This is a genomic window from Geodermatophilus sp. SYSU D00742, from assembly GCF_054049935.1.
In genome coordinates this window covers 1-17025 of record NZ_JBJGYJ010000019.1, presented here as the reverse complement: position 1 = coordinate 17025, position 17025 = coordinate 1, and the positions used below count along the sequence as shown (strand labels likewise).

The following is a 17025-nucleotide window of genomic DNA, read 5'->3' as shown; positions in this document are numbered from 1 at the left end:
GTCCGCGGCCCGCTCCCGGGACTAGCGTTCTGCCACTGCTCCCGGCGCCGCCACCGGTCCCGAGAAGCGGGGGCCGACGGGTGGCGGGCAGCGGGACCGCGGAGGCAGTCCATGACCAGGACCGGCACCGCACGACGTCAGGGTGTCGCGGTCGCCGCGCTGCTGGTGCTCGCGGCGACACCGACCGCGGCGGCCGCGCACGCTGCGGCCCAGCCACCCGGTGACCCGGCGGTCGTGCTGAACTGGAACGCCATCGCCTGGCGCACCATCGGCGTCGAGGGCGAGAAGCCACCACCGGTGGCCCAGCTCTACCTCGGCATGGTGTCGACGGCCGTGTACGACGCCGTCGTCACCGCCGAGGACGACGGGGGCGCGTCGGACGTGGCCGCGGCGACCGCGGCCCACGACGTGCTCGTCCACTGGTTCCCGGCGTCGCGGGCCGCCCTGGACGCGGACTACGACGCCTGGCTGGCCGGCGTCCCGGACGGCGAGGCGCGGCGGACCGGCCAGCAGGTGGGGGCGGCCGCCGCGGCCGCCCTCGTCGCGGCCCGCGCCGACGACGGGCGGGACGCCCCGATCACCCTCCCCAGACCCGAGGAGCCCCCGCCCGGGATGTGGGTGCCCACCGGCAACGGGGAGATGACGGCTCCGTGGCTGGGTTTCACCGAGCCGCTCGTCATCGACTCGCCGCAGCAGTTCGCCTCGGACGGGCCCGACCCGCTGGAGAGCGAGGAGTACGCCGCCGACCTCGCCGAGGTGGCCGCGATGGGCTCCGCGACCAGCACGAGCCGCTCCGCCGAGCAGACCGACCTCGCCCTGTTCTGGAGCGACAACCCGGTGCGGCAGTACCAGGACGCCATGCGGGAGCGGGCGGTCCGCCAGCGGATGGACATCGTGGACACGGTGCGCATGTTCGCCGTCGCCAACAGCGCCGGGGCCGACGCGCTGATCACCTGCTGGCGGGTCAAGTACGAGATCCCCTTCTGGCGCCCGGTCACCGCGATCGCACAGGCCGACCGGGACGGCAACCCCGCCACCACACCGGACCCGGGGTGGACCTCGCTGCGGGCGGCGCCGCCGTACCCGGAGAGCCCCAGCGGCCACGGCTGCGTCAGCTCCGCCGTCGCGGAGAGCCTCGAGGAGCTGTTCGGCCGCGGCCGGGTGGACATGGTGATCCGCAGCAACGTCACGAACACCACCCGGACCTACGACGACGAGGAGGCCTGGCTGGACGAGGTCACCCAGGCACGGATCTGGCTCGGCATCCACTTCCGCGACGCGATGGACGACGCCCGGCAGATCGGCCGCGCGGTCGCCGACGAGGTCGTCGACCGCGGGTCCGGGCCGACCGGCCGGTGAGCCGGAGAACCGCCCCGGAGGTCACCCCGCACGCCTGCCGCCCGCCCCGCGGCCTGCGCGTGCGGGGCGCCCGGCCCGGGCACGGCAGGACCTGACGACGCGGTGAGCAGTGGTTCGACACCTCTGCTCTATTGATCCTCGATAGATAGCCCGCGAGACTCGATATGTGACGAGTTCCCGCGGGCGAGCCGGCTGCCGACTGGACGATGTGCTCGCGGGGGTCGCGACGTGACCGGCACGGGGACGGTCGACGTCCTGGTCGTGGGCGCCGGGCTGGCGGGGCTGCACACCGCCACCCTCCTCGCGCAGCGCGGCCACGACGTGCTGCTGGCCGAGCGGCGGCCCACGCTCACCGGCGCCATCCGCACCACGGGGATCTTCGTCCGGAAGACGCTCGACGACTTCCCGCTGCCCCCGGAGCACCTGGGACCCCCGATCCGGCGGGTGGTGCTCTACCCCCCGGGGCTGCGTCGTCCGGTGACCCTGGTCAGTGCGCGCGACGAGTACCGGGTGGGGGACATGGCGCCGCTGTACGCGGCGACCGCCAGGGCCGCGGCCGACGCCGGCGTGCGGATCGCGCTGGGGACCCGCTACGCCGGGGGGCGGGCCGGCCGGTACCTGCTGGTCGGGCGCAACGGACCGGCGCGGGTGCGGGCGCGGCTCGTCGTCGGCGCCGACGGGGCCCGCTCCCGGGTGGCCCGAGACCTCGGCCTGGACCGCAACCGCCACCTGCTGGTCGGAGCCGAGGAGGTGTTCGCGGTGCCCCGGGACGGGCAGCCGCCGGCGTTCCACTGCGTCCTCGACCCCTCGCTCGCGCCCGGCTACCTGGCGTGGGTGGTCAACGACGGACGGCACGCCCACGTCGGCGTGGCCGGCTACGCCGACCGTTTCCCGGACGGCATGCGCCGGGCCCTGGAGCGGTTCGGCGCCTCGGCGCCCGGGCTGTCCGGCGTCCTCCGGCCCGACGTGGTCGAGCGGCGCGGTGGCCCGATCCCCGTCGGTGGCCTGCTGCGGCGGATCGGCTGCGCGGACGGGTTGCTCGTGGGTGACGCGGCCGGGGCGGTCTCCCCGCTCACCGCCGGTGGCCTCGACCCCTGCCTGCGCCTGTCGGAGCGTGCCGCCGAGGTCCTCGACGACGCCCTGCGCGCCGGGCGGCCGGACCCGCTGGCCACCTACGACGGTGCCGCCCTCCGGGCCGCCTTCCGGGGGAGGCTGCTGCTGCGCCGGGGGCTGGCCCAGGTGCGCACGCCCGCCGTCGCGACGGCGCTGTTCCCGCTGCTGCGCACGCCCCTCGGGCGGGCCGCGGCCCGCCGGGTCCTCTTCGGCGACCGGTCCTTCCCCTCCACCTGACCGGAACGGCCGGCGGAGCCCGCGCCGGGGGCCGCAGGCTTCGCGCGGTCACCCGCCCTGCCCGCTGCGTAGACTCGGCCGGCAACACCATCCGGAGCGGCTGAGAGACCTGGCTCGGTGACGTCGCAGCAACCCCCCGCCTCGGCGGACGAGGGTGCTACTGCCAGGACCGATGGAGGACGCGATGACTGACGCAGGCCGCACGTGGGCTCGCCGGCACGTCGACCTGTGCCGGACGGCCACGGCCCTGTGTCCGTCGCTGCACTCGCCCGGCGCGTCCGGGTAGCTCCCCTCCACCCCGGACAGGAGCGGCCGCCGGGGCCCGTGGCCGCGATCCGCGTCGCCGGTGCCGTCTGGTGACGCCCGATCGTGGGCACACACCTGCCGGGGTCGGCTCACCGACCGCGCTGCGCCGCGCCCGTGGCCGCGTCGCGCTCCTGCGCCGCCCCACCGCCCCACCGCCCGGACCCGCCCCCGCCTGCTCACACGAGGACAGCACTCCGTGATCGAACTGCACGACGTCCGCAAGGTCTTCCCTGCCCGGAGACGCGCCGGGGAGGTGGTCGCCGTCGACGGGGTCACCCTGCGGGTGGCGGCCGGGGAGTTCGCCGGGGTGGTAGGTCCCAGCGGGTCGGGCAAGAGCACGCTGGTACGTCTGGTCAACCTGCTGGAGCGGCCGACGTCGGGGTCGGTGACCGTGGACGGGCGGGTGCTCACCGAGCTGCCCGACGACCAGGTCCGCGCGGCCCGCCGGTCCATCGGGATGGTGTTCCAGCACTTCGAGCTGCTGGACTCGCGGACGGCCGCGGGCAACGTCGAGCACCCGCTCGAGCTCGCCGGGGTCGGCCGGGCCGAGCGCCGCCGCCGGGCCCTCGAGCTGCTCGACCTCGTCGGGCTGGGGGAGCGCGCCGGGGCCCACCCCGGGCAGCTGTCCGGCGGGCAGAAGCAGCGGGTGGCCATCGCCCGCGCGCTGGCCGCCCGCCCCACGGTGCTGCTCTGCGACGAGGCCACCTCCGCCCTGGACCAGGCCAGCACGACCAGCGTGCTCGAGCTCCTGCGCCGGGTGCGGGCGGAGCTGGGTCTCACCGTCCTGCTCATCACGCACGAGATGTCGGTGGTCAAGGCGGTGTGCGACAGCGCGGTGCTGCTCGACCGCGGCCGCGTCGTCGACGGCGGCCGGCTGTCGGAGGTCCTGACCCGGGAGCACTCGCCGCTGGCCGACGCCCTGCTGCCGGCCCCGGTCGCCGACGCCGGCGCCGGCCACGGCGGAGCGCTGCTCCGGGTGACGGTCACCGACCGCACCCCCGAGACCGTCGTCCTGCAGACGCTGGTCGGCGCCCTGGGGCTGGCCGTGGAGATCGCCGGCGGCTCGGTGGAGACGGTCGCCGGCGGGCGCTACGGCCGGCTGCTGCTGCGCGTCACCGGGGACCTGGACCGGCTGGAGGGCGCGGTCCGCGGGCTGCGCGACGACGGCGTCCTCGTCGAGCGTGTGCCGGCGGGAACCGAGCCGGCTCCGGCCGCGGAGGGAGCCCGATGAGCGACTGGAGCCGCGTCTACCCGCAGCTGGTCGAGGCCACCTGGGAGACCCTCTACATGGTGGGCGTCGCGGCGGTGGTCACCGTGCTGCTCGGCGTTCCGCTGGGGGTGCTGCTCACGGTCACCGCACCCGGCGGGCTCGCCCCGCGGCCGCTGCTCAACCGTGCCCTCGGACTGGTGGTCAACCTGGGGCGCGCGCTGCCGTTCATCATCCTGCTGGTGCTGGTCGCCCCGGTGACCCGCGGCATCGTCGGGACGACCATCGGCTCGACCGCGGCCATCGTGCCGCTGACCATCGGCGCCGTCCCCTTCCTCGCCCGCCTGGTGGAGACCAGCCTCCGGGAGGTCGCCCCCGGGAAGGTCGAGGCCGCGATGGCCATGGGCGCCCGCCGCCGGGACGTCGTCTCGACCGTGCTGCTGCCCGAGGCGCGACCCTCGCTGATCGCCGGGACCACCGTGACCGTGGTGGCCCTGGTCAGCTACTCGGCGATGGCCGGGGCCGTCGGCGGCGGCGGGCTCGGGGACTTCGCGATCCGCTTCGGCTACCAGCAGTTCCGCACCGACATCACCCTGCTCACCGTCGTCCTGCTGCTCGTCCTCGTGCAGGCCCTGCAGTGGGCCGGGGACCGCTGGGCGCGCCGCCTGGCCCACGTCTGACTCATCCCGCTGGTGGCCGTCCGGCCACCGTTCGCCCCGCACCACCCCGAAGGAGAACCCCTCCCATGCGCTCCCGCCTCGCCGTCCTGCTCGCCGCCTCCTCGGCGGCGGTCGCCCTCGCCGCGTGCGGCGGCGGCGGCGACCCCCAGCTGTCCGCGGCCGACGAGCCGCTGCGGGTCGGCGCCTCCCCGGTCCCGCACGCCGAGATCCTGCGCTACATCGACGACGAGCTCGCCGCCGACGCCGGGCTCGACCTCGAGATCGTCGAGTTCACCGACTACGTGCAGCCCAACGTCGCCCTGGACGACGGCTCGCTGGACGCCAACTACTTCCAGACCGTGCCGTACCTGGAGGAACAGGAGGCCAGCGCGGGCTACGACTTCGCCGCGCTGGAGCCGGTGCACATCGAGCCGCTGGGGATCTACTCCAGCTCGCTGACCGACCTCGCCGCGCTCCCCGACGGGGCGACCGTGGCGATCCCCAACGACCCGACCAACGCCGCGCGTGCCCTGCGGCTGCTGGAGGCCAACGACCTGATCACCCTGGCCGACACCGGCGACGCCGCGCCGACGTCCCTGGACGTCCAGGACAACCCCAAGGGCCTGGAGATCTCCGAGGTCGAGGCGGCCCAGGTGCCCCGGTCCCTGGCCGACGTGGACATCGCCGTGATCAACGGCAACTACGCCATCGAGGCCGACCTGGTGCCGGCCGAGGACGCGCTGGCGCTGGAGGAGGCCGAGGGCAACCCCAACGCCAACCTGGTGGTCGTGCGCACCGGTGACGAGGACGACGAGCGGATCCAGCAGCTGGAGGAGCTGCTGCACTCCGACGAGGTCCGCCAGTTCATCGAGTCCACCTACGAGGGCGCCGTCATCCCCGCCTTCTGACCGACGGCCGGCGGCGAGCCGGTGCACCGGCCCGCCGCGCCCCGTGCCGGGCGCTGGGGCAGGATCGGCGCCCGGGTGAGGTCCCGCCGGGCGGTGTCCGACGGCACCGCCGCCGACGCGGCGGGGAGAGAGAGGACGGGGCCCGGGATGGCGATGAGCGAGGTCGACCTGCGGCGCCGGTGGTCGGCCGGGCGGGCGTGCCACGGACTGTGGAGCATGCTGCCCGGTGCGGTGACCGGTGAGGTCCTGGCGCGGACCGGCGCGGACTTCGTCGTCGTCGACCTGCAGCACGGCGCCCTGGCCGAGGCCGAGCTCCCCGGGGTCGCCGCGGCGATCACCGCAGCGGGCTCGGTGCCGCTCGTGCGGACCCGCAGCCCGGCGTTCGCCGACGTCGGCCGCCCCCTGGACCTCGGGGCCCGGGGCGTGATCGTGCCCAACGTGCGCGACGCCGCCCACGCGCGGGAGGTGGTCGCCGCCGGCCGGTACGCCCCGGCCGGTGGACGGTCGATCGGGCGGCTCTCCGGCGGGGCCGACCAGCCGCTGGTGGTCGTCATGGTGGAGGCCGCGTCCGCGCTCGACGACCTCGACGCCCTCCTCGCCGTCGAGGGGCTGGACGGCATCTACGTCGGTCCGGGGGACCTCTCGTTGTCCCTGGAGCTGACCGGCGCGGAGCACCGGGCGCAGCTGCGCGGCGTCCTGTCCTCGGTCATCGCCCGGGCCCGCGACGCCGGCCTGCCCGTGGGCGTGCACGCCTTCAACGGCGAGGACGCCGCCGGGTACGCCGCCGAGGGCGCCACGATCGTCACGGTCGCCGTCGACGCCGCCGCCCTGGGCGAGGTCATGGCGCACCACCTCGGCCTCGCCCGCGGCTCGTCGGCGCGGAACGGGCCCTGACCCGGACGCGGCGCGCCCGGCTCAGCCGGCCGTGCCGGGCGCACGCCTGGCGGCGCCGTCGGCGTCCGTGGCCGGCAGCCGCACCCGCAGCACCGTCTCGCCGGGACGCGTCTGGATGCTGATGTCGCCGTGGTGCCGGTCCACGACGCGCCGGGAGATGTCCAGCCCGAGACCCGTGCCCTCGCCCACGCCCTTGGTCGTGAAGAAGGGGTCGAAGGCGTGCTGCTGGACCTCGGGCGTCATCCCGGCGCCGGTGTCGCCGACCTCCACGACCACCGCGTCCCGCTCGAGCCGGGTCGAGACGCGCAGCGTCCCGCGACCGTCCATCGCGTCCAGGGCGTTGGCGATCAGGTTGGTCCACACCTGGTTCAGCTCGGCCGCGAGAGCCGCGATGCGCGGCACGTCCCGGCTGTAGTCGCGCACGACGGTCACGCCCGCCGGGATGCGGGGCGCGAGCATCGCCAGCGTGCTGTCCAGCCCCTCCGCCAGGTCGGTCTGCTGCATCGGGGCCCGATCCAGCTGGGAGTAGGACCTCATCGCCGTGATGAGTTCGGAGATGCGGCGGGTGGACTCCTTCACCTCGGCCAGCAGACCGGTCGCGGACACGGTGCTCGCCACCCACCCCAGTCCGGGTCCCAGCCGGGCGGCGCCGAGCGCCTCGGCCACCCGCTCGCACCAGTCGACGTCGGCGCCGACGGAGGAGAGGGCAGGGGCCAGGACCCAGTCCCGCGGCACCCCCCGGCGGGACAGCCAGTCCGCCACCGCGTCCTCCCGGTCGGCGAGGTCCAGCGCGTCCTCGGCCGGCCGGGGGCCGAGCTCCGCACGGAGCGTCTCGAGGCGGGCGAACTGCTCGGCGGTGACGGGAGCCGCGGCCAGCAGCCGGAAGGAGGCGGCCATCTCGTCACAGGCCTCGCCGAGGGCGTCGACGGCGCGCGTGGCCGCGGCCGCCGGGTTGTTGAGCTCGTGGGCGAGCCCGGCGGCCAGGGTGCCGAGCGCCGCGAGGGCCTCCCGCTGCCGGGCCATCGTCTCGTAGTTCCGGGCGGACCGGGACACCCCCTCGATGAGGTACAGGCCGAGCGGGAAGCGGAGGGTCCACAGCGAGCGCAGCGCCTCGGCGGGCACCCGTAGGACGCGTCCGGCGGTGGTCGCCCGGCCGGTGGCCAGATAGGCGCCGTGCTCGTCCCAGGCACGGAAGCCACCGGCCCATCGGCCGGGCACGTCCATGGCCCCGAGCCGGGTCTCGTCCCGCCCGACGTGCCGCACCAGCTCGACGGCACCGTCCAGGAGCACCCACCAGTGCTCCGCGGGGTGGTTCTCCCGGAAGAGCACGTCACCGCACGCGAAGGACACCTCGGTGCCCGCTGCGAGCAGCACGCGCAGCTGCTCGTCGTCGGTCCCGGAGAAGAGCTCGATCCGCCGCAGGCCGTCGAGTTCCATCACGTTCCCGCCGCCGCGTACCGGTGGACGAGGTGGACGGACATGGCTCCTCCTCCGACGACCGGGGCCACCGCTCCCTCGACTGCCGCCGCCGGCTCCGCGGACGCCGTCCACGCCGGTCTCCGGGGTGGTGGGCGCCATACAAGCACGACCGGCGCGGGGGGACGGCGGTCCCGTGCGTCCCGATCCCGGGCGCCGGCCCCGGCCCCGGTCAGGTCGAGTGACGCCAGCGCCGGCCGTCCCGGGCGATCAGCGCGCCCGCCTCCGGAGGCCCCCACGTGGCGGCCTGGTAGAGCGGGACGGGACGGGCGTCGGCGGCCCAGTACCGCATCACGGGGTCGACGATGCGCCACGACCGCGCGACCTCGTCGGCGCGGATGAACAGCGTGGGATCGCCGATCAGCGCGTCCAGGATCACCCGCTCGTAGGCGTCGGGGGACTGCTCCTCGAAGCTCTCGTAGGAGAAGTCCATCGACGCCTTCTGGACCCGGAAGGCGTGCCCCGGCACCTTGGCGCCGAAGCGCAGGCTCAGTCCCTCGTCGGGCTGCACGCGCACGACCAGGGCGTCGGGCTCCAGCCCCTCGGCCGTGCCGGGGAACAGCGGCAGCTGTGGGGGGCGGCGGAACTCCATGGCCACCTCGGTGATGCGCGTGGGCAGCCGCTTGCCGGTGCGCACGTAGACCGGGACGCCGGTCCAGCGCCAGTTCTGGACCTCCAGGCGCATCGCCACGAAGGTCTCGGTCGAGCTCAGCGGGTCCACACCGGGCTCGTCGCGGTACCCGGGCATCAGGTCCTCGCGGGTGCCGCCGCGGGTGTACTGCCCGCGCACCGCGTTCGCGGCGATCTGCGCCTCCGCGTCCAGCGGCTGGATGGCGCGCAGCAGCTTGACCTTCTCGTCGCGGATCGCCTCCGCGTGGAAGGACGTGGGCGGTTCCATGAGGAACAGCGAGAGCACCTGCAGCACGTGGTTCTGGACGATGTCCCGCATCGCCCCGGTGGTCTCGTAGAAGCCGCCCCGCTCGCCGACGCCCAGGGTCTCCGCGACGGTGATCTGCACGTTGTCGACCCAGGTCCGGTTCCAGATCGGCTCGAAGATGGAGTTGGCGAACCGCAGCGCGAGCAGGTTCTGCACGGTCTCCTTGGCCAGGTAGTGGTCGATGCGGAAGACCTGCTCCTCGACGAAGGCCGACGACAGCTCCCCGTAGAGCTCGCGGGCGCTCTCCTCGTCCCACCCGAACGGCTTCTCGATGACCGCGCGGATGGAGCTGTCGCCGGTCGGCACCGACAAGCCCGCCTTGCCCAGGCTCACCGCGATCGGCCCGAACAGGCGGGGTGGCGTGGCGAAGTAGTAGACCCGGTTGCCCGCCGTCCCGTGCCGCCGGTCGCAGTCGGTCAGGACCTCGGCCAGCCGCTGGTAGGTGGCCGGGTCGTCGTAGCCGCCGCTGACGTAGCGGGCGGCCGCCGTGAGGTCCTGCCACCGCGGATGTCCCTCACCGGACACGCTCCGCCGGCAGCGCTGCGCGAACTCGTCGTCGGTCATGGGCGTGCGGGCGACGCCGACCAGCGCCACCTCCGGAGGGAGGGCTCCGTAGCCGGCCAGCCGGGCGAGCGCCGGCAGCAGCTTGCGGGCGGTGAGGTCGCCCGATGCCCCGAAGATCACCAGGACACACGGCGGAGAGCGACGATCGGCATCGACGTCCATGTGCCGGGAGCATGCTCCCGTCGGCGGGCCGCGGACAGCCCCGGGCGCGGGGGTGGTGCCGCGAGGGCGGCGGCTGGTCAGCTCCGGCCCGCACCGGGGTCCGGAGGAGCGGCGCCCCCGTCAGCGGACCGGGTCGGCCGCTGCCGGTGGAGCGGGCTGTCCGGGTCGAGCAGGGAGTGCTTGCGGCCGTAGCCGAAGTAGAGGACCAGCCCGATGAGCAGCCAGACGCCGAAGCGCAGCCAGGTCTCCCAGTGCAACTGCAGGATCAGGAACAGCGACGCCAGGACGCCGAACGCGGGCACGACCGGCATGAGGGGCAGGCGGAAGGAACGGGGCGTGTCGGGCCGGGTGTAGCGGAACAGGATGACGGCGACGCACACGACGACGAACGCGGACAGGATGCCGATGTTCGTCAGGTCCGCGACGGCACGGATCGGGAAGACGCCGGCGAGCACCGCGGCGCCCACGCCGGCGATCCAGGTGACGCGCTGCGGGGTGCCGCGGCGGTCCACCTTCGCGAACCAGGGGGGCAGCAGCCCGTCGCGGCTCATGGAGAACCACACCCGGGTGACACCGAGCAGGAAGGTCAGCATCACGGTCAGGATGGACAGGACGGCGAAGACCGAGATGATCCCGGCGATGACCGGCAGGCCGACGCTGGTGAAGGCCGAGGCGAAACCGGCGGTCGGGTCGATGTCCTGGTAGCTCTGCATCCCGGTGAGCACCAGGGTGGCGGCCACGTAGAGCGTCATCGCGATGACGAGGGACAGGACGATCGCCTTGGGCATGTGCTTCCTGCCGTCCTCGGCCTCCTCGGCGGCGGTGCTCATGGCGTCGTAGCCGAAGACCGCGAAGAAGACGGTGGCCGCGCCGGTGAGGACCGGGCCGAACCCGGCGGGCATGAACGGGTCGTAGTTCCCGGTGTCGATGTAGAAGACGCCGAGCCCGATGATGAACAGGATCAGCAGGATCTTGACCGCCACGGCGACGAGCTCGAACCGTCCGAAGGCCCGCGTGCCGCGGCTGAGGATGAACGTGACGAGCAGGCAGATCAGCACGGCCGGGACGTTGACGACACCCCCTTCCTCGGCGGAGGCGGTGACCGACACCGGCAGGGTGATCCCGAAGCCCTCGAGGAAGGCCTCCAGGTAGCCGGAGATGCCGATCGCCACCACGGCCACGATGGCGATGTACTCCAGCAACAGGTCCCAGCCGATGAACCACCCGATGAGCTCGCCGAGGGCCACGTACCCGTAGGTGTAGGCCGAGCCCGCCCGCGGGATCATGCCGGCGAACTCGGCGTAGGACACGGCGGCGGCCGCCGAGGCCAACCCGGCGATGAGGAAGGCGATCAGCACGGCCGGCCCGACGCCGGGGTTGTCCGCGTCGCCGTGGGCCACCAGCCCCGCGAGGGAGAAGATCCCGACCCCGATGATGCCGCCCACACCGATCGCGGTCAGCTGCCAGAGCCCGAGGGTCTTGACGAGGGCCCCGGCCCCGCTCTCCTCCTCGATCTCCTCCATCCGGTCGACCGGCATCCGCCGCCAGACGGACTGCCCTGTCCGAGTGCTCATGAGATCCACCTCGGGTGGTCGGGCCCAGCGCGCTCGGCACCTCGACAGGTGTCTGGTCGGGGCCGGAGCCGGTGCTCGCCGGGCTGCTGGGGTCCTCATTGGAGCAGGTGCGGTCGGGGACCGCCCACCCGTCCGCCGGCCGCTCCGTCGTCCGCCCCGACGGCCGGGGCGCGGTGGGCCTTCAGGTGTCCCGTCCACGGGCCTACCGTTTCGGCGTGGACGACGGCGTCCCGGCCGCCCTCGCCGCCTCGAACCTCTCCCGGCTGGGCCGGCCCGCCCTCCGGCGGCTGCTGGCCGGGGCCGCCCTCGTGCGGGTGCCGGCCGGTGCGGTGACCCACCGGCAGGGCGAGACGGTGGCGCACCTGGAGCTGGTCGTCGACGGCCTCTTCCGGGTCTTCGTCACCGCGCCGGACGGCCGCGGTCTGACCGTGCGCTACGCCCGGCGCGGCGCGCTCATCGGCGTCGTGTCGATGTACGCCGACGGCTTCCGGATGCCGGCGGGCACGCAGGCCGTGGTCGACGCGACGGTGCTGCGCCTCGCCCCGGACGTGGTCCGGCACGCCGCGGCCGAGGACGCCCAGGTGGCCGACGCGTTGCTGCACGAGCTGGCCGATCGGGTGCTCGGCTTCGTCCACGAGATCGCCGACAGCGCGTTCACGACCGTGCGGCACCGGGTGGTCCGCCACCTGCTGGACCTCGCGTCCCACGAGTCGCGGGCCGGTGGGGGAGCGCGCCCACCGGTCACGGTGCCGGTCAGCCAGGGAGAGCTCGCCGACGCCGTGGGCAGCGTGCGGGAGGTGGTCGTGCGGGTGCTGCGTGACCTCCGCGAGTCGGGCGCCATCAGCACGCACCGGGACCACATCGAGATCCTCGACCCGGTCCGGCTCAGCCGCGAGCAGGGTGGAACCCAGGTCGCTGACCGACGGCGCCACTGACCCGACACTGCCGGGATGACCAGCACGACGGATGCCGGCGACGTCCGGACCCCGCCGGTCGGCGACCCGGCGGTCGCGGCGCTGCGCGCCTCCTTCGAGGGACAGGTCATCGCCCCCGCCGACGACGGGTACGAGGAGCACCGGCGCGTGTGGAACGGGTCGATCGACCGGCGTCCCGCCCTCATCGCCCGCTGCGCCGGCGTGGACGACGTCCGCACCGCCGTCCGCTTCGGACGGGAGCACCGGCTGACCGTCGCCGTCCGCGGCGGTGGGCACAGCTTCCCGGGGCTGTCGACGTGCGACGGGGGCCTGCTGATCGACCTGCGGCCGATGAACGGGGTGCGCGTGGACCCCGACGCCCGGACCGTCGGCGCCCAGGCCGGGGTGCTGCTCGGCGAGGTCGACGAGCGGACCCAGGCCCACGGCCTGGCCGTGCCGGCCGGGATCGTGTCGCACACCGGGCTGGCCGGGCTGACCCTGGGCGGCGGGATCGGCTGGATCATGCGCAGGTACGGCCTGACGGTCGACTCGCTGCAGTCGGCGGACCTGGTGACCGCGGACGGCGAGTTCGTCCGTGCCGCCGAGGACGAGAACGCCGAGCTCTTCTGGGGGCTCCGCGGCGGAGGCGGGAACTTCGGGGTGGTGACCGACTTCCGGTTCCGGCTGCACCCCCTGGGGCCGCTGGTCATGGCCGGCGCCACCTTCTGGCCGATGGACGCGGCCGAGGCCGTGCTGCGCGCCTACCGGGACTGGGTCGCCGAGTGCCCGGACGAGCTGATGACCATCGTCGTGCAGCGGCTCGCGCCCGCGTTGCCCGTCGTCCCGGCGGAGCTGGTCGGCCGGCCGGTCGTGGCGGTCGCGGCCTGCTACGCCGGCGACGTCGAGGAGGGGGAGGAGGTGCTGCGGCCGATGCGCCGGTTCGGGGCGCCGGTCCTGGACCTGTTCGCGCCCAAGCCATTCGTGGCCCACCAGCAGATGTTCGACCCGTCGTTCCGGCGCGGGTGCTGGTACTACGTCCGCTCCTGCGACGTCGCCGCGCTGACCGACGAGGTGATCGGGGTCGTGGCCGAGTACGGCCGGCGCATCACCTCACCGCTGAGCAGCATCGCGCTGTGGCAGATGGGCGGGGCGGTGTCCCGGGTGGCGGACGACGCGACCGCGTTCAGCGGCCGCTCCGCCGGGTTCACCTTCAACATCAACGGCAACGCGCCGACCGCCGAGGGCTTCGAGGAGCAGCGGCAGTGGGCGCGGGACTACTGGACGGCGCTGGCCCCCTTCCACACCGGGGTGTACGTCAACTTCCTCATGGAGGAGGGCGGCACCCGCGTGCGGCAGGCGTACGGCGACGCGAAGTACCGGCGCCTCGGCGCGCTCAAGCGCGAGTACGACCCGACGAACTTCTTCCGGCTGAACCAGAACATCGTCCCGAGCTGAACCGGCACGGGGCCCGGGGTGCGGTCGTCCGTCCCCACCGGGCGCGCCGGCCGGGACCGCCGACACCTCCCCGACCGGTCCGCCCGGGGAGGTGTCGGCGCGGTCCGGGCCGGGCATGGGGCGCCTGCCGATCGCGGCGCACCGGCAGCACCGGGGAGGACCAGCCATGCAGCCTGACCCACGACCGGGAGAGGACGACGTCGAGCGCGACGACGCGCAGGCGCTGTCGCGCGCCACCGGTGGCGGCGCCGGCGAGGAGCCGGACTCGGCGGGCACGACCGGCACGGGGGAGTCGGAGACCTTCGTCGGGCGCGTGGCCGGCCAGGACGCCGGCTACGCGGAGGAGACCGGCGCGGAGCGACGGGCGGCCGCGCAGGAGGGGGACTGACGGACCCGCGCGCCGGCCCGCCGGCGGCCGGGCGGCCCCGGGAGGACGCGCCCCCGGCGCACCCCGTCGACCCGTTCCGGGGGCCTATCGTGGGTGCCGGAGGCGCCATGACCGCCGACATCAGTCTCTCCGACCGGCACACGGTGCCGGGCCGGTACTGGCACCGGCTCGACGACGGTCGCGTGCAGTGCGACGTCTGCCCGCGGGAGTGCCGGCTGCACGAGGGCCAGCGGGGCCTGTGCTTCGTGCGCGGCCGCGTCGACGACCAGGTCGTGCTGACCTCCTACGGGAGGTCCAGCGGCTTCTGCGTGGACCCCGTCGAGAAGAAGCCGCTCAACCACTTCCTGCCGGGCAGCGCGGTGCTGTCGTTCGGGACCGCCGGGTGCAACCTGTCCTGCCGGTTCTGCCAGAACTGGGACATCTCCAAGTCGCGGGAGATCGACCGGCTCTCCGACGCCGCCGGCCCCGACGACATCGCCGTGGCCGCCGAGCGGCTGGGCTGCCGCAGCGTCGCGATGACGTACAACGACCCGACGATCTTCCTCGAGTACGCGGTGGACGTCGCCGACGCCTGCCGGGCGCGGGGGATCAGGGCCGTCCTGGTCACCGCCGGCTACGTGGGCGACGAGGCGCGGCGGGAGCTGTACGCGCACGTCGACGCGGCCAACGTCGACCTCAAGGCGTTCACCGACGAGTTCTACCGGCGGGTGTCGGCCGCGCGCCTGCAGCCGGTGCTCGACACCCTCGTGTACCTGCGGCACGAGACCGACGTGTGGTTGGAGATCACCACGCTGCTCATCCCGGGCCACAACGACTCCGACGGGGAGATCCACGCCGAGTGCGCGTGGATCGCCGAGCACCTGGGCCCCGACGTCCCCCTGCACTTCACCGCCTTCCACCCCGACTTCAAGATGCGCGACGTCCCGCCCACGCCGCCGGCGACGCTGACCCGCGCGCGGCGGATCGCGCAGGACCACGGGCTGCGCTTCGTCTACACGGGCAACGTGCACGACGCCGACGGGGGCCGCACGACCTGCCCGGCGTGCGGTGAGACCGTCGTGGAGCGGGACTGGTACGTCATCGGGCACTACCGGCTCACCGACGACGGGCGCTGCGGCTCCTGCGGCGCCGCCGTCCCGGGCCGCTACGACGGGCCGGTCGGCCGGTGGGGAGCGCGGCGGCTGCCGGTGTCCCTGGCCCGGAGCTGACCCGTGCGCGTGCGCCCGCCCGCGGTCGCCGGCCGGTTCTACCCCGCTGGGCCGGTGGAGCTGCGTGACCTGGTGGACCGACTGCTCGGCGAGGTCCGTGGCCGGCCCCGGCCCGTGCCGCCCGCCGCCGTGGTGGCGCCGCACGCCGGGTACCGGTACTCGGGTGCGGTGGCCGCGACGGCGTACGCGCAGCTACCGCGGACCGTTGCCCGCGTCGTCCTGCTGGGGCCGGCGCACCTCTGGCCGCTCGACGGGATGGCGGTACCGGCCGTCGACGCCCTCGCCACCCCGCTGGGCACGGTGGCGGTCGACGACGCGGCCCGGACGGCGGTCGCGGCGCTGCCCGGCGTGGTGGTGGACGACCGTCCGCACGAGGGCGAGCACTCCCTGGAGACGCAGCTGCCGTTCCTCCAGCGCGTCCTGGGCCCCGAGGTGGTCGTCCTGCCGGTGCTGGTCGGCCGCACGCAGCCGGGGTCCGTGGCCGCCGTGCTGTCCGCGCTGCCGGAGGACGACGGCGCCCTCGCCGTCGTCTCCACCGACCTCAGCCACCACCTCGACGAGCGCTCGGCCCGGGAGCGGGACCGGCGCACCGCCGACGCCGTCCTGGCCCGCGACGCCGGCGCGCTGCGGCCGCAGGACGCCTGTGGCTCCCACGCCCTGCGCGGCCTGCTGCACCACGCCGCGCAGCGCCGCTGGGCGGTGGAGCTGCTCCGCCTGGCCACGTCGGCGGACAGCGGAGCGGGACGCGCCCGCGTCGTCGGGTACGGGGCCTTCCTCCTGCACGAGGCGGGAGGCGGACGGGGCTCCTGACGACGCACGACCGGTGTGCCCGCCGGGGGCCGGGCCCGACCCCCGGGCGGGTGGCCGGGGCGGTCCGCTCAGGAGCGGGGCGGGGCCGCGCGGCTCACCGGGCGGCGGTGGCCGGGACCGGAGCGCCCCACCGGTCCAGGTACGTGACCTCGGCCGCGGGGCGCCGGCGCGCCGGGCGGAAGTCCGTGCCCACCGTGTAGGCCACCGGCACGAGCCCGACCTGGGTGACGCCCGGGGGGATCCCCAGCAGGGCCGCCGCCTCGGCGGCGTACGCGAGGTGGAAGGTGGTGTAGGTCGAGCCCAGGCCGCGGGCGCGCAGCGCCAGCATGAAGCTCCACAGCGCCGGGAAGACCGAGCCGTAGAGAGCGGGGGCGTTGGTCTGGTCCACCTCCGCGGCGATGCACGGCACGAGCAGGACCGGCACCCGGTCGAGCACGTCGACCAGGTGCTGCGCCGAGCGGTACACCCGCTGGGACGCCTCGTCGCCGGGCTGCTCCGCGTTGGCCCGCAGGTAGTCCCGACCGCCGGCGCGGAACAGGCGCGCGAGCTCGCTCTTCAGCCCGTCGTCGGTGACGACGAGCCAGCGCCACAGCTGGGTGTTGGCTGCCGACGGGGCGTGGACGGCGGCCTGGAGGCACTCCATCACCACGTCCAGGCCGACCGGCCGGGAGAGGTCCAGCCGCCGGCGCACCGACCGGGTCGTGGTGAGCAGGCGGTCGATCTCCGCGGTGTCGAAGGGCGGCGCACTCCGGTGCACGTGGTCCTCCGCGGTCTCCGTGGTCGACGTCATGAGATCTCCGTTCGGCAGCCGGGTGCAGACGGGTCGTGCCGGCCGGTCAGGGACCGGCCGGCAC

The 17025-nt window shown here is 75.0% G+C and carries 16 protein-coding genes and 1 riboswitch; of the genes, 12 read left to right on the top strand and 4 right to left on the bottom strand.

Going from position 1 to position 17025, the window contains the following annotated elements; genetic code table 11:
* Positions 1-111 precede the first annotated feature (111 nt).
* From ACI78V_RS14195 to ACI78V_RS14165, 7 genes are all read left to right on the top strand, one after another.
* Positions 112-1359: a vanadium-dependent haloperoxidase gene (locus tag ACI78V_RS14195; RefSeq protein WP_456851768.1), complete on the top strand. Its 1248-nt coding sequence runs from the start codon at positions 112-114 to the stop codon at positions 1357-1359.
* Between the two features lie 228 nt (positions 1360-1587).
* Positions 1588-2709: an NAD(P)/FAD-dependent oxidoreductase gene (locus tag ACI78V_RS14190; RefSeq protein ID WP_456851766.1), complete on the top strand. Its 1122-nt coding sequence runs from the start codon at positions 1588-1590 to the stop codon at positions 2707-2709.
* Positions 2710-2793: 84 nt separating this feature from the next.
* A riboswitch (SAM riboswitch) is annotated at positions 2794-2888 on the top strand.
* Positions 2882-2995 carry a putative leader peptide gene (locus tag ACI78V_RS14185; RefSeq protein ID WP_456851764.1) on the top strand — a complete coding sequence of 38 codons (114 nt, stop codon included), beginning with the start codon at positions 2882-2884 and terminating at the stop codon, positions 2993-2995. It overlaps the preceding riboswitch by 7 nt.
* A 216-nt stretch (positions 2996-3211) precedes the next feature.
* Positions 3212-4246: a methionine ABC transporter ATP-binding protein gene (locus ACI78V_RS14180; protein WP_456851762.1), complete on the top strand. Its 1035-nt coding sequence runs from the start codon at positions 3212-3214 to the stop codon at positions 4244-4246.
* Positions 4243-4902 (top strand): methionine ABC transporter permease, encoded by a 660-nt coding sequence (locus ACI78V_RS14175; protein ID WP_456851760.1) that lies wholly within the window; start codon positions 4243-4245, stop codon positions 4900-4902. Before ACI78V_RS14180 ends, ACI78V_RS14175 begins: the two co-directional genes overlap by 4 nt.
* A gap of 65 nt (positions 4903-4967) precedes the next feature.
* Complete coding sequence (locus tag ACI78V_RS14170) at positions 4968-5789, top strand: MetQ/NlpA family ABC transporter substrate-binding protein (RefSeq protein ID WP_456851758.1); 822 nt, start codon at positions 4968-4970, stop codon at positions 5787-5789.
* Between the two features lie 153 nt (positions 5790-5942).
* Positions 5943-6683 (top strand): HpcH/HpaI aldolase family protein, encoded by a 741-nt coding sequence (locus ACI78V_RS14165; RefSeq protein ID WP_456851756.1) that lies wholly within the window; start codon positions 5943-5945, stop codon positions 6681-6683.
* A gap of 21 nt (positions 6684-6704) precedes the next feature.
* On the opposite strand, the gene ACI78V_RS14160 is transcribed toward ACI78V_RS14165, so the two are convergent.
* From ACI78V_RS14160 to ACI78V_RS14150, 3 genes are all read right to left on the bottom strand, one after another.
* Positions 6705-8120: an ATP-binding protein gene (locus ACI78V_RS14160; RefSeq protein ID WP_456851754.1), complete on the bottom strand. Its 1416-nt coding sequence runs from the start codon at positions 8118-8120 to the stop codon at positions 6705-6707.
* A 211-nt stretch (positions 8121-8331) separates the two neighbouring features.
* A complete protein-coding gene (gene zwf, locus ACI78V_RS14155) occupies positions 8332-9822 on the bottom strand; it encodes a glucose-6-phosphate dehydrogenase (protein ID WP_456851752.1) in 1491 nt (496 codons plus the stop codon).
* A 77-nt stretch (positions 9823-9899) separates the two neighbouring features.
* Positions 9900-11396, bottom strand: coding sequence for an amino acid permease (locus tag ACI78V_RS14150; protein WP_456851750.1), 1497 nt, complete (start codon positions 11394-11396; stop codon positions 9900-9902).
* Between the two features lie 215 nt (positions 11397-11611).
* On the opposite strand from ACI78V_RS14150, the gene ACI78V_RS14145 reads away from it, so the two are divergent.
* The 5 genes from ACI78V_RS14145 to amrB all read left to right on the top strand — a co-directional run bounded on the left by ACI78V_RS14145 (position 11612) and on the right by amrB (position 16171).
* Positions 11612-12331: a Crp/Fnr family transcriptional regulator gene (locus ACI78V_RS14145; RefSeq protein ID WP_456851749.1), complete on the top strand. Its 720-nt coding sequence runs from the start codon at positions 11612-11614 to the stop codon at positions 12329-12331.
* A 15-nt stretch (positions 12332-12346) separates the two neighbouring features.
* Complete coding sequence (locus ACI78V_RS14140; protein ID WP_456851747.1) at positions 12347-13765, top strand: FAD-binding oxidoreductase; 1419 nt, start codon at positions 12347-12349, stop codon at positions 13763-13765.
* 166 nt (positions 13766-13931) lie between these two features.
* Positions 13932-14153 (top strand): hypothetical protein, encoded by a 222-nt coding sequence (locus ACI78V_RS14135; RefSeq protein WP_456851745.1) that lies wholly within the window; start codon positions 13932-13934, stop codon positions 14151-14153.
* A gap of 107 nt (positions 14154-14260) precedes the next feature.
* Positions 14261-15361: an AmmeMemoRadiSam system radical SAM enzyme gene (gene amrS / locus ACI78V_RS14130; RefSeq protein WP_456851743.1), complete on the top strand. Its 1101-nt coding sequence runs from the start codon at positions 14261-14263 to the stop codon at positions 15359-15361.
* 3 nt (positions 15362-15364) lie between these two features.
* The gene (gene amrB, locus ACI78V_RS14125; protein WP_456851742.1) at positions 15365-16171 is read left to right on the top strand and encodes an AmmeMemoRadiSam system protein B; all 807 of its coding nucleotides are present in this window, start codon (positions 15365-15367) and stop codon (positions 16169-16171) included.
* Between the two features lie 94 nt (positions 16172-16265).
* On the opposite strand, the gene ACI78V_RS14120 is transcribed toward amrB, so the two are convergent.
* A complete protein-coding gene (locus ACI78V_RS14120; protein ID WP_456851740.1) occupies positions 16266-16961 on the bottom strand; it encodes a nitroreductase family protein in 696 nt (231 codons plus the stop codon).
* Positions 16962-17025: the final 64 nt, after the last annotated feature.